This is a genomic window from Methylotuvimicrobium buryatense 5G (assembly GCF_000341735.1).
Lineage (GTDB): Bacteria > Pseudomonadota > Gammaproteobacteria > Methylococcales > Methylomonadaceae > Methylotuvimicrobium > Methylotuvimicrobium buryatense.
The window spans coordinates 1,083,897-1,107,545 of record NZ_KB455575.1 but is presented as its reverse complement, the minus strand read 5'-3'; the positions used below and the strand labels follow the sequence as shown (position 1 = coordinate 1,107,545).

The 23,649-nt window shown below is 44.2% G+C and carries 24 protein-coding genes; 8 read left to right on the top strand and 16 right to left on the bottom strand.

The features are described 5' to 3' along the window. Positions 1 to 48: 48 nt before the first annotated feature. From METBU_RS23360 to METBU_RS0104995, 7 genes are all read left to right on the top strand, one after another. A complete protein-coding gene (locus METBU_RS23360) occupies positions 49 to 243 on the top strand; it encodes a DUF2818 family protein (protein ID WP_017839591.1) in 195 nt (64 codons plus the stop codon). Between the two features lie 31 nt (positions 244 to 274). After that, positions 275 to 835 carry a Uma2 family endonuclease gene (locus METBU_RS0105025; protein ID WP_017839590.1) on the top strand — a complete coding sequence of 187 codons (561 nt, stop codon included), beginning with the start codon at positions 275 to 277 and terminating at the stop codon, positions 833 to 835. Positions 836 to 856: 21 nt separating this feature from the next. Continuing rightward, the gene (locus METBU_RS0105020; RefSeq protein WP_017839589.1) at positions 857 to 4,177 is read left to right on the top strand and encodes a VanZ family protein; all 3,321 of its coding nucleotides are present in this window, start codon (positions 857 to 859) and stop codon (positions 4,175 to 4,177) included. A 323-nt stretch (positions 4,178 to 4,500) separates the two neighbouring features. Continuing rightward, positions 4,501 to 4,911, top strand: coding sequence for a hypothetical protein (locus METBU_RS0105015; RefSeq protein WP_017839588.1), 411 nt, complete (start codon positions 4,501 to 4,503; stop codon positions 4,909 to 4,911). Between the two features lie 83 nt (positions 4,912 to 4,994). Further along, on the top strand, positions 4,995 to 5,546 hold the full coding sequence (gene fae, locus METBU_RS0105010; RefSeq protein ID WP_017839587.1) for a formaldehyde-activating enzyme: 552 nt from the start codon (positions 4,995 to 4,997) through the stop codon (positions 5,544 to 5,546). Positions 5,547 to 6,089: 543 nt separating this feature from the next. After that, positions 6,090 to 6,548 carry a substrate-binding domain-containing protein gene (locus METBU_RS0105000; protein ID WP_235726382.1) on the top strand — a complete coding sequence of 153 codons (459 nt, stop codon included), beginning with the start codon at positions 6,090 to 6,092 and terminating at the stop codon, positions 6,546 to 6,548. Between the two features lie 14 nt (positions 6,549 to 6,562). Next, positions 6,563 to 7,777: a porin family protein gene (locus METBU_RS0104995; protein WP_017839584.1), complete on the top strand. Its 1,215-nt coding sequence runs from the start codon at positions 6,563 to 6,565 to the stop codon at positions 7,775 to 7,777. A 1-nt stretch (position 7,778) separates the two neighbouring features. Here METBU_RS0104995 and METBU_RS0104990 read toward each other — a convergent pair whose 3' ends face one another. Together METBU_RS0104990 and METBU_RS0104985 are read right to left on the bottom strand one after the other, a co-directional pair. Next, positions 7,779 to 10,631 (bottom strand): bifunctional diguanylate cyclase/phosphodiesterase, encoded by a 2,853-nt coding sequence (locus METBU_RS0104990; protein ID WP_017839583.1) that lies wholly within the window; start codon positions 10,629 to 10,631, stop codon positions 7,779 to 7,781. Between the two features lie 24 nt (positions 10,632 to 10,655). Further along, entirely contained in the window at positions 10,656 to 11,387 is a 732-nt protein-coding gene (locus tag METBU_RS0104985; RefSeq protein ID WP_017839582.1) for a PEP-CTERM/exosortase system-associated acyltransferase, read from the bottom strand. A gap of 86 nt (positions 11,388 to 11,473) precedes the next feature. Between METBU_RS0104985 and METBU_RS0104980 the strand changes: the two genes are divergently transcribed. Next, positions 11,474 to 12,259 (top strand): methyltransferase domain-containing protein, encoded by a 786-nt coding sequence (locus METBU_RS0104980; RefSeq protein ID WP_017839581.1) that lies wholly within the window; start codon positions 11,474 to 11,476, stop codon positions 12,257 to 12,259. 157 nt (positions 12,260 to 12,416) lie between these two features. Here the strand turns inward: METBU_RS0104980 and METBU_RS0104975 are convergent, their stop codons facing one another. The 14 genes from METBU_RS0104975 to METBU_RS0104915 form a co-directional block, all read right to left on the bottom strand. Then, the gene (locus tag METBU_RS0104975) at positions 12,417 to 13,196 is read right to left on the bottom strand and encodes a TatD family hydrolase (protein ID WP_026130037.1); all 780 of its coding nucleotides are present in this window, start codon (positions 13,194 to 13,196) and stop codon (positions 12,417 to 12,419) included. Positions 13,197 to 13,504: 308 nt separating this feature from the next. Next, the gene (locus METBU_RS0104970; protein ID WP_014148498.1) at positions 13,505 to 13,858 is read right to left on the bottom strand and encodes a PilZ domain-containing protein; all 354 of its coding nucleotides are present in this window, start codon (positions 13,856 to 13,858) and stop codon (positions 13,505 to 13,507) included. Between the two features lie 8 nt (positions 13,859 to 13,866). Continuing rightward, positions 13,867 to 14,856 (bottom strand): DNA polymerase III subunit delta', encoded by a 990-nt coding sequence (locus METBU_RS0104965; RefSeq protein WP_017839579.1) that lies wholly within the window; start codon positions 14,854 to 14,856, stop codon positions 13,867 to 13,869. Continuing rightward, complete coding sequence (gene tmk / locus METBU_RS0104960) at positions 14,840 to 15,478, bottom strand: dTMP kinase (protein ID WP_026130036.1); 639 nt, start codon at positions 15,476 to 15,478, stop codon at positions 14,840 to 14,842. Before tmk ends, METBU_RS0104965 begins: the two co-directional genes overlap by 17 nt. Continuing rightward, the gene (gene mltG / locus METBU_RS0104955; RefSeq protein WP_017839577.1) at positions 15,478 to 16,470 is read right to left on the bottom strand and encodes an endolytic transglycosylase MltG; all 993 of its coding nucleotides are present in this window, start codon (positions 16,468 to 16,470) and stop codon (positions 15,478 to 15,480) included. Before mltG ends, tmk begins: the two co-directional genes overlap by 1 nt. Continuing rightward, positions 16,464 to 17,294, bottom strand: a complete 831-nt coding sequence (gene pabC, locus METBU_RS0104950) for an aminodeoxychorismate lyase (RefSeq protein ID WP_026130035.1) — start codon at positions 17,292 to 17,294, stop codon at positions 16,464 to 16,466. Before pabC ends, mltG begins: the two co-directional genes overlap by 7 nt. A gap of 28 nt (positions 17,295 to 17,322) precedes the next feature. Then, positions 17,323 to 18,567 (bottom strand): beta-ketoacyl-ACP synthase II, encoded by a 1,245-nt coding sequence (gene fabF, locus METBU_RS0104945; RefSeq protein WP_026130034.1) that lies wholly within the window; start codon positions 18,565 to 18,567, stop codon positions 17,323 to 17,325. 229 nt (positions 18,568 to 18,796) lie between these two features. After that, positions 18,797 to 19,027, bottom strand: coding sequence for an acyl carrier protein (acpP, locus tag METBU_RS0104940; RefSeq protein WP_014148504.1), 231 nt, complete (start codon positions 19,025 to 19,027; stop codon positions 18,797 to 18,799). Between the two features lie 141 nt (positions 19,028 to 19,168). After that, positions 19,169 to 19,897, bottom strand: a complete 729-nt coding sequence (gene fabG, locus METBU_RS0104935; RefSeq protein WP_017839573.1) for a 3-oxoacyl-ACP reductase FabG — start codon at positions 19,895 to 19,897, stop codon at positions 19,169 to 19,171. Further along, positions 19,890 to 20,840, bottom strand: coding sequence for an ACP S-malonyltransferase (gene fabD / locus METBU_RS0104930; RefSeq protein ID WP_017839572.1), 951 nt, complete (start codon positions 20,838 to 20,840; stop codon positions 19,890 to 19,892). Before fabD ends, fabG begins: the two co-directional genes overlap by 8 nt. An 11-nt stretch (positions 20,841 to 20,851) precedes the next feature. Beyond that, a complete protein-coding gene (locus METBU_RS0104925; protein WP_017839571.1) occupies positions 20,852 to 21,820 on the bottom strand; it encodes a beta-ketoacyl-ACP synthase III in 969 nt (322 codons plus the stop codon). Next, positions 21,817 to 22,845: a phosphate acyltransferase PlsX gene (plsX, locus tag METBU_RS0104920; RefSeq protein ID WP_083877629.1), complete on the bottom strand. Its 1,029-nt coding sequence runs from the start codon at positions 22,843 to 22,845 to the stop codon at positions 21,817 to 21,819. The genes METBU_RS0104925 and plsX overlap by 4 nt, the downstream gene beginning before the upstream one ends. A gap of 92 nt (positions 22,846 to 22,937) precedes the next feature. After that, positions 22,938 to 23,120, bottom strand: a complete 183-nt coding sequence (gene rpmF, locus METBU_RS25850; protein WP_083877628.1) for a 50S ribosomal protein L32 — start codon at positions 23,118 to 23,120, stop codon at positions 22,938 to 22,940. Then, entirely contained in the window at positions 23,120 to 23,644 is a 525-nt protein-coding gene (locus tag METBU_RS0104915) for a YceD family protein (protein WP_017839569.1), read from the bottom strand. Before METBU_RS0104915 ends, rpmF begins: the two co-directional genes overlap by 1 nt. Positions 23,645 to 23,649: the final 5 nt, after the last annotated feature.

Here is a 23,649-nt window from a genome sequence, read left to right as displayed (position 1 = left end):
ACGTTTTCTGGGCGTTTTCCTATCCGGAAAAATGCCTGGTGGCGCTGGTTGGAATGGCTGATTCTGTATGGATTAATCGGTTTGCTCGCTGTCTTTTTGGAATATCGTCAAAACGGCGTGATACATCGTCAAGACTGGGAGTTTTATGAGACGACCTTGTCGCTATTCGTTGTATTCGCGCTGCCTGGTTTCATTTATCATTACGACTTGAAAAGGACTTTATCGAGCAAAAAGGAAATGTAATAGACAAAACGGTTAGACCGAGGAGTCCATCATGAATCAACCGGCTTTACGCGAGGCGACTTACGAAGACTTGTTCGATCTGCCCGAACATATCATCGGCGAAATCATTAACGGGCAGTTAATGACTCAACCGCGTCCGGCGCCGAGGCATGCATTGGCCGCTTCGGTGATCAGCGACCAGTATATCAGTCCTTATCATCGAGGTAGAGGAGGGCCTGGCGGCTGGTGGATATTGTTCGAACCAGAATTGCATTTGGGTCGAAATATTCTGGTTCCGGATTTAGCCGGTTGGCGGCGAGAACGCATGCCGCAACTACCCGAAGAGGCTTATTTCAGTATTGCTCCCGACTGGATTTGCGAAGTGATTTCGCCCGGCACTTCGCGCATCGATCGCGCCGTCAAGATGCCGACTTATGCGGCATGCGAGGTCTCGTGGCTTTGGCTGGTCGATCCGGGGCCAAAAACCCTTGAAATCTATCGTTTGCTGGAAGGACATTGGTTGCTTGAGCATACCTGGCAAAATGACGATACAGTCAAGGCGCCGCCTTTTGATGCAGTTGAACTGGCCCTGGCGGACTTGTGGGCTCCTTGATGGTCACTCGCGGGCTTTCGTATGAATAAAAAACTTCTTATCGGCGCAACGCTATACACTTTGTTTGTCGTTTATGGCAGCTTGGTTCCGCTCGATTACCGACCAATGCCTTTCGACGTTGCGCTGGAAAAGTTCCGAAATATTCGTTATCTCAATCTGGGCATAGAATCGCGTGCGGACTGGGTTGCGAATATTTTGCTTTACATACCGCTGGCTTACTTGTGGGCAGCTGGTTTTGGCGGCCAATTTCGCGGATACACCAGACTACTGGTTGCTGTGCCGGTTTTGCTGTTTTGTTGGGTTTTGGCTGTTTCGGTCGAATTTGCTCAGTTATTTTTCCCTCCCCGTACCGTTTCAATCAATGATTTGATCGCCGAGGCCATGGGCTCGGCCATGGGCGTAGGACTTTGGTTATTTTCAGGCGATTATTTTCGACGTTTATCCCGTCATCTTTCGCTTGGTAATTTTCTATCGATCAAAGCGGCAATTATTTTCTATATCGCCTTCTATTTTGCCTTAAGTTTTTTTCCGTTCGATTTTGTTATTTCCCATCAAGAGCTTGACACTCGGCTGACTTCCAGAAGTCACAGTCTTTTTATGTCCATCGATACCTGTCGCGCCGATGGTATTCGCTGTTTAGTCAAACTCGGGGCAGAAATAGTCGTATTGATTCCGTTAGGAGTTTTACTCTGTTTATTGCCTTATATTTCTCACCCCAAACTGGTTTGCATCTTGACCGGTTTTTTTATCGGATTGTTTGTCGAAACCGGTCAATTATTTCTGGCGTCTGGTGTGTCGCAAGGTATTTCGGTTCTGACGCGCATGACAGGCCTGGGGCTAGGCGCGGTCGTGTTTGCCTTTTTTTCTAAACATGACAAAGACTATTGGATCGCTTGGTTAAAGCCCACGATGTTAACGCTTCTGCCAGTCCATGTCTTTTTGGTAGCCGCGCTGAACGGCTGGACAGGCGGGAATTGGATCGGTCTTGAAAAGGCGTTTGAAAAACTCGAAACGATTCGGTTTTTACCGTTTTACTATTTCTATTACACGACCGAATCCTTGGCCATGGTGAGCTTGCTCAGCAACATCGGCATGTATTTTCCGATTGGCTTGGCTTTTTGGTTATGGAACTATGCAGACTCCAAACCCGATCGCTTTCACTGGTGTTTAGTCGGATTAACTGCCGCTGTTTTTGCCACATTGATAGAAACCGGCAAGTTGTTTTTAGCACCTAAGCATCCCGATCCGACCGATGTTTTGATCGCATTTGCTTCGGCGGCATTGGTCTATGAATTGCTGAATCATGCGATGCGCTGGTTTGCTGACGGTACGATCAAGCAGGGAAGGGGCTTATCGATCGCCGAAGCATTTCACGATCACGATAATCCTATTTCGGAAGATAATCCGATTCGATCATCGACAACCGTCAAACCGGAAGAAATCGATAAACGTTGGCGCTTATTCTCGGGAATTCTTGCGCTGATTATTGGTTGGGCTTTATTGAATTATCCGTTCGGCGCACCATTTCTATCGGCATTATTAATTGCTTACGCTGTTTTACTGTTTCGTTATCCTCATGCCTGGCTATTCCTCTTACCGGCAATGCTACCGGTTCTAGACTTTGCCCCTTGGACCGGTCGGTTCTTTTTTGACGAGTTCGATCTGGTCGTCATGACAACCCTTGCGGTTTATTATTGGCAAAAATCGAGCATTCGATCAAGCCGACAGTTTTCCGGAACAGTTAAGTTATGTTTAGGATTATTTGCATTAATTTATCTAATTAGCGTATACAGAGGCTTATTTCCACTACAAGACATCGATATCAACGCCTTTTCAAATTACTACAGCCGCTATAATAGTTTACGAGTAGGCAAGGGGGTCATTTGGGCCTTCTTTTTGTTACCGCTGTTAAAACAGACATTGCAGCAATACCCAAAGGCAAAACAGTATTTCGGTTACGGAGCGTTGTTGGGATTGATTGGCGTCATTGGCGTTTCGATTTGGGAGCGCTTTTTGTTTTCCGGTTTGTTCAATTTCGAAAGCGATTATCGCATCACCGCAATGTTTTCAACCATGCATACCGGTGGTGGGCATATTGATGCCTATCTAGTCTTGGCATTACCTTTTATTGCAATGTTGTTTCTGTACTCGCCTCGCAGATTGATGGGCGGAATGGCTGGCTTTGGAATTTTTGCTGCCGGCCTTTATGTCTTAATGGTGACCTTTTCCCGAGGCCCTTATCTGGCTTTTGCGGTAGCGTTTATCGTTTTTTTGATCAGTCTATTATTTGCCGTTAACGCGAAGCATTTGCGTACTAACAGAAAATCAATACCGCTGTTGAGTGTGGTATTACTCGTTCCGGTAATGGCTATTCCGGTCTTTCAAGGCGGATTTATACAAGAGCGCTTCAAGCGTATCGATCAAGACCTGGATGTTCGCCTGCAGCATTGGCAAGCTATTCTCGACATGAGAGATGACGATGTTATGACAACCTTATTTGGAATGGGCGTTGGCAGTTACCCAAGAACCTATTTTTGGTGGCATAGAGGCATCGGTATGCCGGCCACCTACAAGATACAAAGCGATGACGGAAATCGTTATTTGCGTTTAGGGTCAGGTGGGGCGCTTTATTTAGACCAACGGGTCGCGATAGAGCCCGACACTGAATATCGTTTGTCCGCGGATTTACGTTCGGAGTCGGGGCGAGGGGCGATTACCTTACCCATCTGTGAAAAATCGTTATTATATTCGTTTCGTTGCGTCTGGAGTACCTTACGAATCGATTCCGAGCCGGGTACATGGAGCCGGGCGGAAAAAATCTTAAATACAAAATATGTAGGATCCAGTTTGGGTAAAACAGCTGGAGAATTATCGAGACGTCCGGTTAAATTGGGTGTTTACAATAATAGCCAAGGCAATGTCATTGACATCGATAATATCAGCTTGATTGATTCTAACGATAAAAATCTGCTTAGCAATGGTGACTTTTCCGAAGGTACCGATTATTGGTTTTTTACGATCGATAATCATCAAGCCCTCAATATCGACAATTTTTGGGTGCATCTATTATTCGATCTAGGCTGGTTTGGTACCACTGCATTTATAATCTTACTGATTTATGTTTGTTATCGACAGCTTAAAGCGCTTAGCAAAGGTGACTACTATGCAGCGATCTTACTCTCATCGATTTCGGGATTTGTTGTTGTCGGTACGGTTGGTAGCCCATTCGAAGCGCCTCGACTCAGTTTATTGTTTTTCCTGATCGTGTTTTTTGCATTGAGCGAAAACAAAAAATTACCATTACGCAAGCGAACCCCGGAATTCCAGCAATCCCCAATTTGAGGATAAAAAAGGGTGCGGGGTGTGCTTGGCGGGGATGTCAGGGGCAGCGTAGATTTTTGCTCCTGCAAAATCTGCATTCACGCCGTCCTTGGCGTTCGAGCCGCTGTCAAGCCCCATGGATGGGTTTACGGCGTTCATGACAGGCATACCCCGCATCCTGAATACGGCGAAATTTCTCAAACTGGGAATTGCTGCCGGAATTCGTTAAGTCGTCATTAAGTTAATCCTTGGAAAATGTAACCCGGTCTTAGCTTAACGGTTATGACTACGGCTACGGATACTTTAACCGTTATACGCGTTACTTTTTTTCAGGAGATTCAACAATGATGAAATTGATAGCAATAATCATCACGGGTTTGGTTTTTTCAACATCGGCCTTGGCTTCAGGCGGACACCATCATCCAGGCCGAGGTAAAGGTTATAGCAAACATTATTACCAACCGAAGCATAGAGCTAAACGATACCGGCCTGTCGAACGCGTTTATTATCGCGAAGAGGTTCATTACTATCCGCAAAGAGTCACTGTTTACGAGACAGTGCCTCGTTATATACCGGAACCCGCTTATGTACCGGCTCCGCGCTATAGCCGCTATGACCAAAGATCCACGCAAGGACTGGTAGGCGGCGCCGTGGGTAGCATGTTAGGTTATGAAGTTGGAAGAGGCGATCCGATTGCATCGGGAATCGGCGCGGCGGCCGGCTCATTGCTCGGCAACGAATTGGGCCGTAGATAACGATTGCAATTTTTTCGTTGCGAATTGCTATAAGTCAGGCATAGAATGCCGGTTTTTAACCTTCTCGATAACAGGTATTTTATATGTCAGAGTCAATTTGGTTTAGAACCGGCGAAGCCACCGTATTTTCCAGTGAAGGGCAAGGCACGGATGCCATGCCTGAAATTCTTATCGGTAGCGTTCGAGGGCCGGCTGGTCACGCATTTGCTAACCTGATGGGGCAAACCGAAGGGCATACCCGTATGTTCGCCATACGAGCCTGTAACCAACAAGTCCGGCCAGCCACTATTATGGTGCCTAAAGTCACGATAAAATCGACCGACTATGTGAATCTATTCGGCGGTCCCGTGCAATCGGCAGTCGCCGATGCAGTACTGGACAGTGTAATCAATGGCGTGATCCCGGCCGATCAGGCCAATGAAATTTGCATCATTGCAATGATTTGGATTGCGCCGGAATGCGCAACTAATTCGGATCTCGACCGCAAGGATTTATATCGAACCAATTACGAAGCAATGAAGTTGGCCATTCAGCGTGCGATGACACAATCGCCAAGCATCGAGGAATTGATTGCGAACCGCCATAAAATCGCACATGAGATGTACGATCCGGAAACCGGCGAGTCACAATGGTAGTTAGTTTCTATTAGGTTCTCGCGTCATAAAAGGTATTTAACCACCAAGGGAATATTTGGGTTCTTGGTGGTTAATTTTCACTATCAATCACTGAATCTTAGCAAGTATTCAATAATGATCCATAGAAAAGCGATGGCAATTATTATTAGATTCTCATAATTGTTTTTCTTCAGATCAGTCAATAATTTATCTTTTGATACCAATTTTGATTTTCTAGACTCAATTTTAAGGCTCCATTGCTTTTTTTGGTCGAGTTTACGCGTGTCATTTACGTCTATATTATAAATCAATGTCCGACACCTTAAATCTAGAAACGGATTAATGATTGGGGATACACTCGTAATTTTCCGGATGCCAAGAAGCCCGAAACTGGAAGAACTATTACAGCGCATAATGTATATTATGTTAAATATTGGCGATATAGGATTGTCGCTTGTAATAATCTTTATCAATTAACCCCTCCATCATTTGATATTCACAGAATAGTAACTAAACTTTGATTTCTTTTTTACAGCTCACTTTAAGACCTAAGGCGCTTCCCATTTGAAGTCAAACGAATCGAATAAAAATCTACGACGAAAGCAATTTGGATTTTTAGTGTTGCTCTTTGTTTTGATGTCGCAGGTTTTATCCGCTCCCACACCAAGCATTTACCCTGTCGTCAACAGCGCATTAACGCAAAACTCTGTTAGCCGAAACGGATTGAGTGCTATTTTTAGAATGCGGCTTCGTCAATGGCAAGACGGGTCACCCATCACTGTTTTTGTATTGCGTGACAACAATCCTCTCCATCAGCAATTTTGCAAACAAGTGTTAAATGTGTTTCCACATCAGATGCGTCGAAGCTGGAACAAGCTGGTATTTAGCGGGACCGGCCAGGCCCCCGTTACCGTTGCCAGCAAGGATGAAATGGTTGATAAAATCGCATCTACACCTGGCGCAATCGGATATTTAAGCGATGAAGACATCACTGAAGATATCAAAATCCTGATCATTAAATAAGGCCTTTTCCAGTCATGCGTCATACGTCGACTTTAAACTGTTTTTTTAAATTGCATAACTACGGAATCGTAATAGTTTTATGCTGCCTGTTTACAAACGCTCAAGCCTTCGAAAGCGATTGGTTACCTCAGAACCTTCAGATTCACGGTTTTTTATCCCAAGGATTTATTCATACTTCCGATAATAATTTTTTTGGTAAAACTGACGACTCGATATCAACCGACTTTAGAGAACTCGGTATCAATGCCTCTTATAGAATTTTGCCGGAATTACAAGTCGCCATGCAGGTAGTTTGGCGTGATGCGGGTAAAACAGACGATAGCAATGTCCGAATCGATTACGGACTAGCCAGCTATAATTTGTATTCGTCGGAAAATTCATTATTAACACTCAGGGGTGGCAGGGTCCCTACTCCGCTGGGTTTATACAACGACACCCGCGACGTTGCTTCGACTCGGCCTAGTATATTGTTACCCCAATCGATTTATTTCGATGTCAATAGAAATTTGGCGTTATCAGCCGATGGCGGCTATATCTACGGAGAGCATAGAACCGACTATGGCGATTTTTCGTTGAATTTCGGTGTAGTTATGCCCCGATTGGACGATCCTGATTTCAAGAATGTTATTGTAGGCCCCGACCCTGGAAAAATGGAAGGCGATATTTCCTGGGTATTGCGTACCGGTTATGAATGGGAAAACGGCTTAGTCAAGTTGGCCGTCACCTATGCCGACTTTAATGGCGATTATAAACCGTCCTCCGGCGCTCTTTTACAGCCTGGTTCTTGGCGATTCAATCCATTGATTTTATCCGCTCAATACAATGCCGAAAAATGGTCGCTTACCGGCGAATATGCCATACGCCGAGCTCAATTAAGAAATTTCGGGGCTATTCCGGATACTCAATTTACCGGCCAAAGTTTTTATATACAAGGCACTTATAGACTAACTTCTTCTCTGGAAGCGTTAGTGCGTTATGACGACTTAATTTGGGATATGGATGATAGAAAAGGTTTGAAACTCGCGCAAGCCGCACCCGGAATTACCAATCATTCTAGGTTTGCTCAGGATTGGACTTTTGGTTTACGTTATGAAATATTGCCGGCATTAAATTTTAGTGCCGAATACCACCGAATTAATGGAACCGGCTGGCTATCCAACTTGGAAAACCCCCAAGGAACAACACAGCATTGGGACATGTATACTATTATGATGTCTTACGATTTCTAATTTACTTATGGAATTCAAGAAACGGCATCGGCTTGCCTATTCCGTAACCTTGGGCATAATCGACACCCAGTGTTGCCAGTTTTTCGAAAATAGCGTCATTTTCAACGAATTCGGCAATCGTTTTTAAGCCCATTCCTTGACCTACACTGTTAATGGCGTTGACAAATAATTGATCATCCAGGCTTGAATTAATATTTTTTACAAATGACCCGTCTATTTTTAAATATTCAACCGGCAGTTGTCTTAAATAGCTCATCGATGAAAAGCCCACGCCGAAATCGTCCAAAGCAAAACTTCCGCCTATGCTGTTTATTTTATTTATAAATTCATGGGCGGACTGTAGGTTGGTTACGGCTTGCGTTTCGGTGACTTCAAAAATAAATTTATGTGCATCGAGCCCATATGAACGCAGCAATTTATCGATTTTTGAAAATGCATCGACATTTGAAAGTGTCTCCCCGGACAAATTAATTGACAACCTAATATCGACGCCTTGCTCTATCAATTCAACCTGCTTCATAAAAGCGAGTTCGACAACGCACATATCAAGTTGAAAAATCAGTCCCGTTTGTTCGGCAACTTCGATGAACATACCTGGCGGAATTATTTCACCGTTGCTTCCAAGCATCCTCAATAGACATTCGTAATGAGATATACTCTTATTACGAATATGCATGATCGGTTGGTAATATAGCTTGAATTGCCGATCGTTCAGTGCCTGTTCAATTTTGGCTTTCCAATTAACCTTCGTTTTGATTTCGCTCCGATGAATATCTTCGTTATTTGCGAGTCGCCACCCTCCCCGGCCGGATTCTTTGGCTTTATACATCGCAACATCGGCAGTAGCCAAAAGGTCTTGAGCAGAACAATTAGGCTCTGGAAACATTAACAAGCCTGCACTAACCGAGACCCGGTGCTGTTGATTGTTGTCCGTTATCGATACCGAGGTCATTCCGGTACAAATTTTTTGCACTAAATCTTCAGCTGCTTGTTGGCTAATTTCAGGAGCCATTACGATAAATTCATCGCCTCCAAAGCGAGCGATAACATCGGTATCGCGAGTGAAGCTTCGTAGTTTTTCGGCCACTTTAACTAGTAGTTCGTCACCGACTTGATGGCCGCTGCTATCGTTAACGTATTTAAATTGATCGACATCGAAAAATATCAAAGCAGAACTATGATGATAGCGAGTCGCCATATTGATAGCATGCTCGAACTCTTTTTCGAATTTTCGGCGGTTATATAGACCTGTCAACGGGTCGTGTTCGGCTAACCAAGTCAATTGTTTTTCGGATTTGCGTCTATCGGTTAAATCCAACCCGACAATGAGAACTTCAGGATCGGCATCGATACCTAGCTCTTTGAGCACTAATGGCGATAAAAACCATGAGATATAGAGTTGAGCACCGTCGGCGGAATAAATCGGACATTCGTATTGAAAGGTATTGTTATGCTTATCCGGTAGTTGTGTTATTGAACTTTCAATCATTCCTCTATGTTCTTCAGTAGGAATAAATTCGACAAAATCTGTATTTAATAATTCGGCTTCCGTATATTGAAGCAAATGTTGCGCATACAGATTGACCGATTTAATACGCCCCACGCTATCGACCGTCATAATAATGACTTGAGCCGAATTAAGAATATTGTCAATAAAATTCTTTTCAATTTGCAGTTCCAAAGCCTGCTCGGAAAGGCGTTGGGTGCGTAAATTAACTTCATCATCCAATTGCTTAAGGGTTGAAATCAGTTGATGTGAGGCAGACTCTAAAACATCGATTTCATCTTTAAAGAAACTGTGTTTTTTCGAATGAAGTAATAATTTAGCCACTAAGTCGTATTGTTTTTTTGCGATCAACGGCAATAATACAATTAGTCTTTTTAATTTTTGTGTCGGTCCAATCAATAATAGTAACAATACTCCACCTGACAACAATAAACTAAGCAATCCATTAATTGCATAGAGAGCGGTTGCTTTTTTGATTTCATCTAAGCCCCGACTAATATCTTCAATAATCAAAAGTATTGTGTTGTTGTTTCCGTTAAATGGAAAAGGAATTACTTCATAAGTCCTACTCTCAAATATAAAAATCTCCGGATGAAGGGGTATTCCATCGGGGTATTGCCGACTAAAGGCGTTAAGTAATCCGATATTCCGTTCTGAATCCGTTAAAGCCACTATATTTGCTTGCCATGGCTGAATAGAAAGTAATTCTTTTTTTGGATTTGTAAATTCATGAGGTAACGTTAAGATGCTAATCCCGGAACCGGTCAAGTCTCTCATCTTTAAAACAGTATCGGCAAGATCGATACCAAAAATAAATACGCCTATAAAACTTCCGTGATGTAAAAACGGCGTAGCATGAAAATGAACGCAGCGCTCCTCACACAAAATATTATCGAACGGTGATTCGTGGGTAATTACATAATCCAACCATTCTGAAAACTGCCCTTGATATAGCGTGTTCCCCCAAGAGCCAACTAACTTTTCATCCGAGCTAAACAGAAATGCCGATTCAATATCCGATTCGACTTCAATTTTAAACCAATTGTTATCGATAAAATGGTTAATGACCTCCAATGCGTTTTTAGGGCTGGTTTTGTCATCGATAAATGCCGGAATCAACCAACCGATATCGACCCTGTCGTTCTTGATGCCTTCCAAAATACCTTTAAATGCTTGTCGATAAAAGCGATGAACACGAGATCTTTCTTGCTGGTAATTCTGGTTCAATGAAAATTGTCCGAACAAAACAATCGCGCCGGACGCTAATGCGGTTGCAAAGCCGACAGCGAGTATTGTTTTCCAAACCAGACTGAGAGACGGCTGTTTATTTTTTTTAACAGTTCGCATGTAGTAAATGAAAGTGCGTCGAGCTTAAGATCGAATTAGTTCCGATCTGATGGTATCGAAAAGAATTCGATATTCCGGCGATAAATTTTGATACGAATGTTCAGGAAAAATACAAAATGGCGCACGTAGACCAAAATATTCAATGGATTGACCAATCTGTTTCAATTCGATCCCAAATCGGACTAACAATTTGGCTAAGCGAGGCTCCATTAACGCTACTCCATAATCGAGTTTTTGCTCCAGCATTAATTCGATTGCTGCAAATGCTAAACACATCGGCATATAGTTAATAGGATATCTTCTATTTTCCAAATCGACTTGATTATCGATTTGATTGGCAGAGTAATCGATATCGGCCGGTCTTCGCCTGAATGATGGCAGAATAGCCATTCTTGAAATCTCCCCGGTTTTTCCTGATCTAAGTGTTGTCAACCCTAGCTTGGAAAAGTCGAACTGATGCTTGTAATGCTTCTCAACAGGCAATTTCATATCAGACGACTCATTGACAATAATGAGCCTTACATTTCCAATTGGAAGATGATTTTTTTTCAATATCAGAAGACTATGTATCGCATCATTGTCCCATTCATCAAACTCCAGTTCATTGGAAACTGAATCGGCAGATATCATTTTTTGGTCCTCATAATACACACGATATCTAAGGTTATATGCTTGTCTTTTTAAATCCGGCGTCAAAGCTTTTTGGGTACAAAAATATTTCGAATAATGATCTATCAAACTCAAATTGGAATTCATAAATGACTCCCTGTCTTAATTGAAGTTTTTGACTAGACTTAAAGCATAGTTGAAAGCCATTATTTATCCAGGAGTCTAGTAAATCAATGAACAGTTTTCATGGGGTAGTGAACAGTTTATATCTACAAAAAGCCGCAGAAATTTTCTTGCCTATCAAACAGCTCACCTATGAGCGAATGCATATTATTCCTGGCGCTACTCTACTTGATGTAGGTTGCGGTCCTGGAATCGATGTTAATGCGCTATCTAAACTGACAGGGGCCACTGGAGAGGTAATCGGGATTGATCATGATCTCGATATGTTGAAAAATGCGGCGCAATGTTGTGAAAGCAATCTGAGGAATAAAAAAATTGAATTCATACAAGGGACTGCAAACAAACTACCCTTCAAAGATCGTTATTTTGATGCATGCCGGAGCGAAAGGCTTTTTATGCATCTCAATTATCCCGAGCGGGCATTATTCGAAATGCATAGAGTGACGAAAAGAGGAGGTATCGTTGTGGTTGCCGATACCGATTGGAGCAGTTTATCCATTGATACCGAACATCCGGAAACCGAACAAATTCTTTCGAATTATCGAATCACTCAGGTGCTGAATAATGGATATTCCGGCCGAAATTTACATCGCTTGTTCAAGCAGACTGGCTTTACAAACACATCTGTAGAGGTTATGCCAATTTGTCTAACCGATTATAATTTGTTTAATTTTCTTTCTATGCAGCAGAGTGTGGAAGATCAAGCTTTAGCTAGCCAAAGCATCAAAGAGTCAACGTTAAAACATTGGCGCGAAAATCTAAAAAAGTTTTCTGATAACAATTGTTTTTATTGTTGCGTTAATATTGTAATAGTTTCAGGCGAAAAATCCTGTTAAAGACATGAGGTATCATTGTATACCTTTCGCACTTCAAATTTCAGCATTGCCTTAGGAGGCGCCGGGGTGCTCGCCAGCACGGAGCTGGAATAGAGCTTACATGACGAACGTACTGCGTCCTTTGACGGACAACCCCGAACCCGGTGCCGAATTTTTATCACGATGGATATAAATTGAAAAGCCGCTTGAAATTCTCGTTGCTTTGCTGAGCAATCGTCTCAAATGTTGTGTTTCTCAATTTTGCTATAAACTCTGCCACATGACGAACATAAATCGGATAATTAGGCCGTCCGCGAAAAGGAACCGGAGCTAGGTAAGGCGAGTCGGTTTCAATCAAATATCGATCCACCGGAATTTTTTGCGCTACTTCTTGTATTGCTTTGGCATTATTGAACGTTACAATTCCAGAAAAAGAAATGTAGAAATTCAACTCGAGCGCACGAAGCGCAAATTCCCAGTCTTCGGTAAAACAATGGATGATACCGCCGATCGAATCGGCACCTTCTTCTTGCAAAATACGTAAAGTGTCTTCTCGAGCCTCTCGCGTATGGACGATTAACGGCTTGTTTAAACTCTTCGCCGCCGCGATATGCCGTCTAAATCGCTGATGTTGCCAAGATAAGTCCCCTTCACTTCTAAAATAATCTAATCCGGTTTCACCGATGCCGATGACTTTTTCGGCTTGGCCGAGCGTGATTAATTCATCAGTTGTCGGTTCCTTTCCGTCATGTGCATTGGGATGCACGCCGACCGTCAAGGAGATCTGGGGATAAGGAGCTACTAGTTCGCACATCGAAGGATAAGCTTCAAGATCGATGCTGATGCACAGCATGTGCTCAATTTGTTGTTTCGATACTTCTTCCATGAAGCAAGAAAAATCATCTTGATAAGGAGTAAGATCGATACGATCTAAATGGCAGTGTGAGTCGATTAGCATTGGGTAAAACTGATGTTATGGATTGAGTCTAATTGGAAAAATTGGAACGTGGATTTCGTGAAAAATAATTTCCTGTAGTTATGAGCTTTGTAGCGGGTTCGGTTACTCGCTTGACCGAACACCGCGAATACATCCGTGGCTTGAAGGCGGCGACTGATTGCCAAAGATGGCATGAATACAGATTTTGTAGTAGCAAAAATCTGCCCTGCCGACGACACCTGTCAATCGGTTCCGAACCTGCCTGCCTTAACATTAAAAATAGGAAAGTTATTTATGACCGAATCCTAAGGCCCGACAAAACCAAACCGTCACATTGTATGGGTGGCTCGATCCGATTCCAGCGCACCGGCTAAATAGGTTTCTATTTTATTACGTGCCATACCGCCATCCTGGTCGCTGAACTGAACGCCGATACCGGTAGTACGATACCCTTCCGAACCGGCTGGTGTTTTCCAAATGATTTTACCGGCAATCGGCAATCGCTCCGTTTCTTCCATTAAATTCAACAGCATAAAAACTTCCTGCCCCATTTCGTATTCGCGATTTGTCGGAATAAACAATCCGCCATTGGTAATGAAGGGCATATAAGCGGCATATAATGCGTTTTTATCTTTAATCGACAAGGATAATATTCCTTGTCTGGGCGATGATGATTCAGACATGCTTTTTCCTATTTTTCGTTAAGCTGCGCCCACTCGATTAATAGCTCATCGAATAATAATTGCTTATTGAGTTGGGTATCGATGCGGTTTCGACTGGTAAGCATAAGATCGTAGACGCTATACAAACGAGATAATTCTAAAGTTTGCGCGGATTTGTGCAAGTCTTCGAATAAATCACGGTTAATCAGTCTTTCGGCAGGTAAATGAAAGCAACATTTAATTAAATCCGTAACCCATCCCGTTATCCAAGTCAACAATAGGGCTGGATCCAGTTTAACCCATTGTTCCGAGACAATATACGGATGAGTGCGCAAAGCGGCGATGTCGAGCCATTGATCGAAACATTTTCGACGTAATTCAAGGGTATTGTTACTCGCATAATCCAAGGCCAACAAGGGCGAGCCTTTCGATACGCTTAACAATAATTCACTATCTTTTTTTATTCCTTGGTCGAACAGCCACTGTTTAACACGTTCCGGATCGGGTTTCGAAAAATAGACCTTTTGACATCGACTCATCAAAGTAGCCGGAAGTCGGCTTGGTTTATCCGTGATGAGTAACAGAACGGTTCGTTCGCTCGGTTCTTCAAGAAATTTCAAAAAAGCATTAACCGCTGAGATATTTAATTGATCGGCCGGTTCAACTATGACGACACGATTTGCTTCATATTGCGGTTTTAATGATAACACCGAGAGGATGTGTCTGATTTGATCGACCTTGATAGCTTTACCGGGCTCCTCCGGATTCAATCTGATATAGTCAGGATGAGTTTGTGCGTTGACTAACTGACAGCTATGACATTGCCCGCAAGGTAGTCCGTTAGTATCTGTTTGAGAGCAAAGCAAGGAATGTGCGAAACGCTCCGCCAACCGGCTTTTGCCTATGCCTTTATTTCCGGCAAACAATACGGCTTGAGGTATGCGTTGACCGGTGATGTAGCGGACAAGATGCTGCCAGTCCGCTTCCTGCCAAGGCAATAGATCAGGAGTGATGGTCATTAAAAACAAACGGGTGCAAAAAACGTGTTATTTCGCTTTGTACATCGATAAGTGCTTGGTCGGATTTAATAACTTTGATACGTTCTGGTTGCAATTTAGCCTGCAATAAATAAGCACGCCTGACTTGTTCGAAAAAAGCTAACGTCTCGGATTCGATGCGGTCTAACGAACTGCGATGACGAGCGCGCTTGAGCCCTATTTCGACCGGCGCATCGAATAAAAAGGTTAAATCAGGCCGTAGATTGCCTTGAACGAAATTTTCCAGCCACTGAATCGCTTGAGCGCTCATATTGCGCCCCCCGCCCTGATAGGCGTAGGTTGCATCGGTAAAGCGGTCGCATATTACCCAGGAACCGGCATGTAAGGCCGGCTCGATTACCTGTTTGAGATGTTGAGCGCGGGCTGCGAACAACAATAACAATTCCGCTTGATCGGTGAAGACTTCGTCGGATGACTCTAATAGTAAGGTTCGAATATGTTCAGCGAGTCGGGTCCCTCCGGGCTCACGAGTGAGAATCACTGGAATTCCGTGTAAGCTGAGATAATCCTTTAAAAAACTCATATTGGTGGTTTTACCGACCCCTTCTCCACCTTCAAGCGTTATGAATTTTCCTTTAATCATCATTGTTTTAATTGATAAGTGGTTACAGCCTTGTTGTGTTCGTCAAGATTGGCGGAAAAAGCATGCGTGCCATCTCCCTTAGAAACAAAATAGAGGCTCTCCCCTGCCTCAGGATGAAGAACCGCATGTATCGAGGCTTTTCCGGGCATCGCGATCGGCGTCGGCGGTAACCCGCTAATGACATAGGTATTGTATGGAGTATGCGTCAACAGGTCTTTTTTGCGAATATTGCCTTGATAATCCTCGCCCATGCCGTAAATAACGGTTGGATCGGTTTGCAGTAACATGCCTTTTTCAAGCCTGCGAATAAATACGCCGGCAATGATCGGACGTTCCTCGGGAACGCTCGTTTCTTTTTCGACAATCGATGCCAGTATCAATGCTTGATATGGAGACTCAAACGGAAGATTATCCTGTTTTTGCTGCCACTCCTGATCCAGGATACTCAGCATGCGATCGTGGGCCCTTTTTAATAAAGCCAGATCGGTCGTGTTTTTGTCAAAGAAATACGTATCGGGAAAAAAAAGGCCTTCGGGATGAGCGTAATCGGAATTTAAATAACTGAGTAAGGATTCGCTATCCGATTTATCTAGTGTTTTTTGAATATTAGGATGGTTATTGATCTGCTCAAGAAACTGATTGAAATTCCACCCTTCCGGAAAGGTAATGGCATATTGCCTGCTTTTTCCGGATGCGAATAACGAAAGAATATCAAAAGCGGTAGCGCCTTGAGCGATTTCATAGTCTCCGGCTTTTAAACGACCTGCGGATTGTGTTTGCAGGGCTAATAATTTTAACCATATCGGTTTAACCGCTAATTCTTGTTCCTTAAGTTTTTCAGTAATACGTCCGAACGAATCGCCTTTGTTGATTTCAATATAAACCGGCTTGTCGGCTAAAGGCGTAGCCACGAAGTGCTGGTAATCGATCCATAGCCAGCCGAGTAAAAAGCTGGTTAATACAATCGAAATACCCACGAGTTTATTCAGCATGCTTGGAGCCATTTTTTCTTGTATTGTTCTAGCCAGTCCGTTATTTCGCGGGTTACAGGGCCGACAGCAAATGGCTTGCCATCAATTTGGGTGATCGGCCATAAACCGATGATCGAATTACAAACAAATATTTCATCCGCGTTTAATAATTCGCCGATACTGAAATAACGTTTCGACAAGACTAACGCATTTGATTCTGCGAGTTCCAAGATAATTTCGCGCATAATGCCGGCTACGCCGGAGCTAATAATCTCGGAGGTATGGAGTTGTCGGTTAATGACATAAAATAAATTAGTCATCGTTCCTTCTATAACGTTCCCATCGGCATCGAGCATCAAACCTTCATGAATGTTAGCATCGTTCCATTCGGCGCGAGCTAAAATCTGTTCGAGGCGATTGAGATGTTTAATGCCGGCAAGTGCCGGATTTAGTCCTAAACGGGTAGAACAAACCCTGGCAGTAATGCCATTGCGAGTATAATTGTCGGGATAATCAGGAAATGGATAAACGCTAATAACTCGAGTCGGTTCGATTCTGTCCGGTTGTCGATAACCTCGCCCACCCGTTCCGCGCGTTACGATAATTTTTAACACGCCCCGGACGACATCTTTAGCTGCACTCTCGGCTTCCGCGACTAAATTTTCGGTATCTTCTAAAGGGATCTGTAAACGCCGGCAACCTTCCTTTAGTCTGCGGATATGTCTGTCGAAAAAAACCAGCCGGCCTTTATTGATTTCAATCGTTTCAAATAAACCGTCGCCATATTGAAATCCGCGATCCGAAACATCGATGGTGCTCCCCATCGCACCATTGATTAAAGACACCGGAGCCTCGCCTATGGTATCGAGATAATTATTCGAATCGCTTAAAAATCAACGTACCGTTAGTTCCGCCAAAGCCGAAAGAATTCGACAAAGCGACATTCATCGACATATCCCGAGCAACATTAGGCACATAGTCTAAATCGCATTCGGGATCTTGGTTTTCTAAGTTAATAGTTGGCGGCGCTATTTGATTTTTGAGACTCAAGGCTGTCAGTACCGCTTCGATGCCGCCTGCAGCACCCAAGAGGTGCCCTATCATTGATTTGGTTGAACTGACTGCAACCTTATAGGCATGATCGCCTAACGCGGATTTCATCGCCTGTGTTTCACCGAGATCGCCGGCGGGCGTAGAAGTACCATGCGCATTGATATAGTCGACGTCTTCAGGATTCAAACCGGCATCGCGTAATGCATTTTTCATGCATCGAGCAGCGCCTTCTCCGCCTGGCGAAGGTGAAGTCATGTGATAAGCGTCTCCGCTCATGCCGTAACCCACCAGTTCAGCATAGATTTTCGCACCGCGTGCTTTGGCATGTTCCAACTCTTCCAGAACAACAACACCGGCACCGTCGCTTAACACAAAGCCGTCACGATCACGATCCCATGGGCGACTCGCACGTTGCGGATCATCGTTTCTTCTCGATAAGGCTTTCGCTGACGCAAACCCGCCCATCGCGGTCGGTGAAGTGGTGCAACGCTCGGCACCTCCGGCGATCATTACGTCGACATCACCGTATTTGATCAGTCTAGCGGCATCGCCAATGTTATGTGTGCCGGTTGAACAGGCGGTAACAATCGCAAAATTAGGTCCTTTTAAGCCATATTTAATCGATAAATTACCGGAAATCATATTGATAATATTGCCGGGCACAAAAAACGGCGAAATACGCCTCGGCCCACTTTTATCATATACCGCGTAACAGTCTTCAATACCTGTTATTCCGCCTATTCCCGAACCGATTGCCACACCGATTCTTTCGGCATTATTATCATTAACCTCGATGCCGGAATCCTCGAACGCTTGGCATCCTGCGGCTAACCCGTAATGGATAAAACCGTCCATGCGTTTTGCGTCTTTTTCAGGAATGTATTGAGAGATATCGAAGTTTCTTATTACGCCACCGAAAGTCGTGGCAAAGGCAGAAATATCGAAGGAATCAATGGCGGAAATACCGCTTTTACCATTGACGATTCCGTCCCAGGTTTCCGAAACTGTGTTAGCTAAAGGCGTAACCGCGCCTAGTCCAGTTATTACAACTCGGCGTGTGCTCAATGTTTTATACCCGAAGTTAATTTTAAAGAGGGGATATTTAGGCATGCATAAGTGGATATTAACAGCATCCACTTACATACTTCGAACGGTTATATTTTCGGTGGTTTGGCGCGCTCTTTTGTTCTATAACGCTGACACCTCAGTTTGCTGCTTACTTCCGTGTATGCGTCGAACAAAATTATCATGCATTAATCGCCGAGAACATGACCGTTCGAAATATAAGCAGTTTTTATGCGTTTTTTTCGACGTAATCGATCGCTTGTTGAACAGTAGTGATTTTTTCGGCTTCGTCGTCCGGAATTTCACATTCGAATTCTTCTTCAAGGGCCATGACGAGTTCAACGGTATCCAAAGAGTCTGCACCAAGATCATCGACAAAAGAAGCATCGTTAGCGATATCTTCTTTAACACCTAATTGCTCAGCGACAATCTTTTTTACTCTTTCTTCAACATTACTCATAATTATTATCCTCAACAATGTAAGATTATTTTTAAATCATAATACTTACAATAGTATAGTTATTTGTTTTACTTAGAAATCCCGTCATCTCATTCCAGACGGCGGGGGAATTATACTTTATATTATAAAAATATCACAATATTATGCCATGAACATGCCGCCGTTTACATGCAGCGTTTCTCCAGTGATATACGCGGCACGCTCCGATGCTAAATAAGAAACGGCATAGGCAATTTCTTTAGCATCGCCCAATCGACCTAATGGTATTGAGCTTAAAAGTGCCTGCTTATGCTCTTCGGCCAGTTCACGGGTCATGTCGGTATCGATAAACCCTGGAGCAACAGTATTCACGGTAATGCCGCGCGAACCGACCTCCTTGGCCAGCGACTTGGAAAAACCCACGATGCCGGCTTTAGCGGCGGCATAATTGGCTTGGCCGGCATTGCCGGTCGCACCGACTACCGAGGAAATATTGATTATTCTACCGGTTTTAGCTTTCATCATGCCGCGTAAAACGGCTTTACTCATGCGAAAAACGGATGAAAGATTCGTAGCAATAATCTCATCCCATTCGTCATCTTTCATACGCATCAGTAAGTTATCACGGGTAATACCTGCATTATTGACGAGAACGTTTGGCGTCCCAAAATTGTCATTAATGGTTTTAATTACCGTATCAATCGAGTCAGGATCGGCGACATTGAGTTTAATGCCTGTTCCTGCGTCGCCTAAGTATGCGGCAATCGCTTCAGCACCCTGGTCGCTTGTTGCTGTTCCGATTACAAAAAACTCGTCGGCAGCCAATTGCTCGGCAATTGCACGACCGATACCTCTGCTCGCACCGGTTACCAATGCTATATTTTTAACCATTCACTATCTCCAAGGCTTGATTTAATGAGTCAGGATCATAGATGCTTAAATGTTCGGCATTCTTGGCAATTCGTTTATTCAAGCCAATGAGAACCTTACCCGGGCCGCATTCAACAAACGCCGTAACACCTTGGTCGGACATAAACTTGACGCCGTCTACCCAACGCACCGGTTTAAATAATTGCTCCTTTAACGCATTGCGAATGACTTCGGGAGCGCTATGGGTGCTGACGTCAACATTATGGATCAGAGTGATTCGAGGTGAATCGATACTGGTTTGCTGTAAGAGGTCGCCCAATTGCTCCGCAGCCGACTGCATTAACGCGCAATGCGAAGGGACGCTAACCGGAAGCAAAACTGCGCGTTTAGCACCAACTTCCTTAGCCTTCGCCATTGCGCGCTCGACCGCTGCTTTATCCCCGGCAATGACAACTTGACCAGGCGCATTAAAGTTAGCCGGCGCTACCACACCACCTTCTGCCGCATCTTTGCATAGTTTTACGACTTCGTGATCTTCCAGTCCTAAAATTGCAGCCATGGCGCCCTGTCCTGCCGGAACTGCCTCCTGCATCAGGCGACCCCTTTCGGAGACTAGCTTGATTGCATCCTCATAAGCCATCGCACCGGAGCAAACCAATGCGGTATATTCTCCCAAACTATGTCCTGCCACCCAACCGGGTTGGACAGGACACTGCTTGTTCCAGATTTTCCAAACAGCGTAGCCGGCAGCTAACATAGCCGGTTGAGTTATTGCCGTTTGATTTAATTTTTCTAAAGGACCGGCTTCAACGATCGCCCATAAGTCATAAGACAACGCCTCGGAAGCCTGCTCAAAGGTTTGCTTAATTTCCGGATAGGCTTCCGCCATGGCCGATAACATGCCTACCGACTGGGAACCTTGCCCCGGAAAGACAAAAGCCAAATTATAAATTTGTTCAGTCATTCATTTATTCTCTAGTATTTGATTAAAGCGGAACCCCACGTAAACCCTGCTCCGAAAGCCTCCAATAAGAGCACTTGACCGCGCTGAATTCGCCCGTCTCTAATGCCTTCATTCAATGCTAGCAACACGGATGCCGATGACGTATTGCCTTGAGTCTCTAATGTCAATATGACGTTATCCATCGACATTTTAAGCTTCTTGGCGGTTGCAGCAATGATTCTCGTATTGGCTTGATGCGGGACCAACCAGTCGATCTCGGAGCGTTCCATATTGTTCGCCGCCAAAGTTTCATCGACTATTTGGCCGAGTGTATTGACAGCAATCTTAAACACCTCGTTACCGCGCATATTGACATAGCCGGGTTCATCGCGATTAGACTCTGCCGCGACTTGCGGATTAGGTAAATAGAGCAACTCTTCATATCCGCCGTCCGAGTGGATGTGGGTCGATAAAATGCCGGGGCTATCGGAAGCTTGCAATAAAACGGCGCCGGCACCATCGCCAAAGAGTATGCAGGTGCTTCTATCGCTCCAATCCATGATCCGGGAATAAATTTCGGTGCCGACAATTAAAATGGTTTTAGCTGCTCCCGATTTAATATATTGGTCTGCAATACTTAACGCATAGATGGTGCCCGAACAAGCGGCTTGAATATCGAACGCCACACAATTTTTGATGTTCAAGCGTTCTTGCAATAAACAGCCGGTGCTCGGATAAACGCGATCCGGAGTGCCGGTCGCGACAATAATCATATCGATTTGCTCAGGAGCTATGCCGGCTGCTTCAATAGCTTGGCGAGCGGCAATTTCCCCCATGCTTGACGCAGTCTCGTCGGGTGCCGCGATACGACGACTTTTAATACCTGTACGCTCATAAATCCAAGCATCAGAGGTATCGACGATCTTTGAAATATCGTCATTTGTGCGAATTTGCTTAGGTAAGTAACCGCCTGTGCCGATTATTTTAGAGCAATGCGTCATAAACTCTCTCTTTTCGATAATATGGTTTCGACCTGCTCGCCTATCTTTCTAATGACGCCTTTGGAAACTTCTATTTCCGCTAATTGCACGGCCGTTTTAAACGCCAGAGCATCCGCACCGCCATGGCTTTTGATCACTAAACCATTTAAGCCAAGAAAACTGGCACCATTATACATCCGCGGGTCTATTCGCTGCTTGAAGGATCGAATGACCGGATAGATTAGCAAACCAGACAGTCGCGTAAAAATATTTTTATTAAACGCTTCTTTCAAAACGGTACCGATCATCTTAGCGGCTCCCTCAATGGATTTTAGAGCTACATTACCGACAAACCCGTCGGCGACAATCAAATCGACCTTGACGTTACCCGCCGTCAAGGAATTCCCTTCTACATAACCTATATAATTTAACGATGAGTTTTCAAGCAATTTGGCGGCGGCTTTGACTTGCTCGTTACCTTTCACGTCCTCTTCGCCGATGTTGAGTAAACCAACAGTCGGATTATCGATGTTTTCAACGGCTTTGACCAATTCGGATCCCATTACCGCGAATTGAAAGAGATGCTCTGCCGTGCAATCGACATTGCCGCCTAAATCCAAAACATGGGTGTGACCGAATATCGAAGGTATTGTCGAGATAATCGCCGGTCGATCTATGCCCGGAATCATTTTTAAAACAAAGCGCGCGGTCGCCATCAGCGCACCGGTATTACCCGCGCTCACACAAGCATCGGCTTCGCCGCTCTTAACCAGATTAATCGCGACACGCATTGAAGAATCTTTTTTATTTTTTAATGCTTTAGAAGGCGACTCGTCCATGCCGACGCATTGCGATGCATGTCGAATCGAAAGCCGACCGGCAAAATCGACCAAAGCCTGAGGCATATGATCTCTTAGCACGGCTTCGTCGCCTACTAAGATCAGTTTTAAGTTTGGATTGTTCTTTAAGCAATCCAATGACGCCGGAATAGTTACCGCGGGCCCATGGTCCCCGCCCATCGCATCAATTGAAATTGTTAAACTCACGCCTGCGAATGACCCTGAAAAATAAGATGCTCAACCGAGCCGGATAAATCCGGTTCGGTTGAGCATCTTGATATAAAAGAAATCGACTTAACTTAGTCTTCGTCGTTAGTGTTCACGATTTGGCGGCCTTTGAAAAAACCATCGGGGCTAACGTGATGACGCAGGTGAGTTTCTCCAGTCAACGGATCCTGAGATAGGGTCTTGCTGGTTAACGCATCATGAGAACGACGCTGTCCACGTCTTGAACGGGTTACTTTGCTTTTTTGTACAGCCATTATTTCACTCCAGTATGCTTTAGTTTGGCTAAAATTGAAAAAGGGTTATTAGAATTCGATTGCTCGACATCCAAAGAATCCTGACGATCGATACTTGTCTCAGTTCTAAAACAAGCTTCCGAATGACGCGGAAAATCAGGCAGGGCGAGCAATAGCTCATCCTCAACAATATCTTTGAGGGGAATTTTTCCTTCCCCAACCAGCAAAGGCTCATAATCTTCCGGCAATCGATCCGCTTCATCCAATGAATTAACGATTCCGAGCTTAATGTTGTTTTCTATATGCAAATCCATCGCATTTAAACAGTTTTGACACGCCACGTTCAATGTCGCTGCAATTTTCCCTTCAATGCTTGCCAGTCGTCCGTGTCTGCTAAAAAAAAGTTCAACAGTGGCAACACCCGCGTCATCTTTTAGCAAAGGCGCTAAACGACTTAGGCTTTTTAGTTTTATTTGTCCCGAGAGTTCGCTATGCTTATCAGCAAAACTCAAAGGATCTATAAGTTCGGGTAATCGATCCAACATAACCG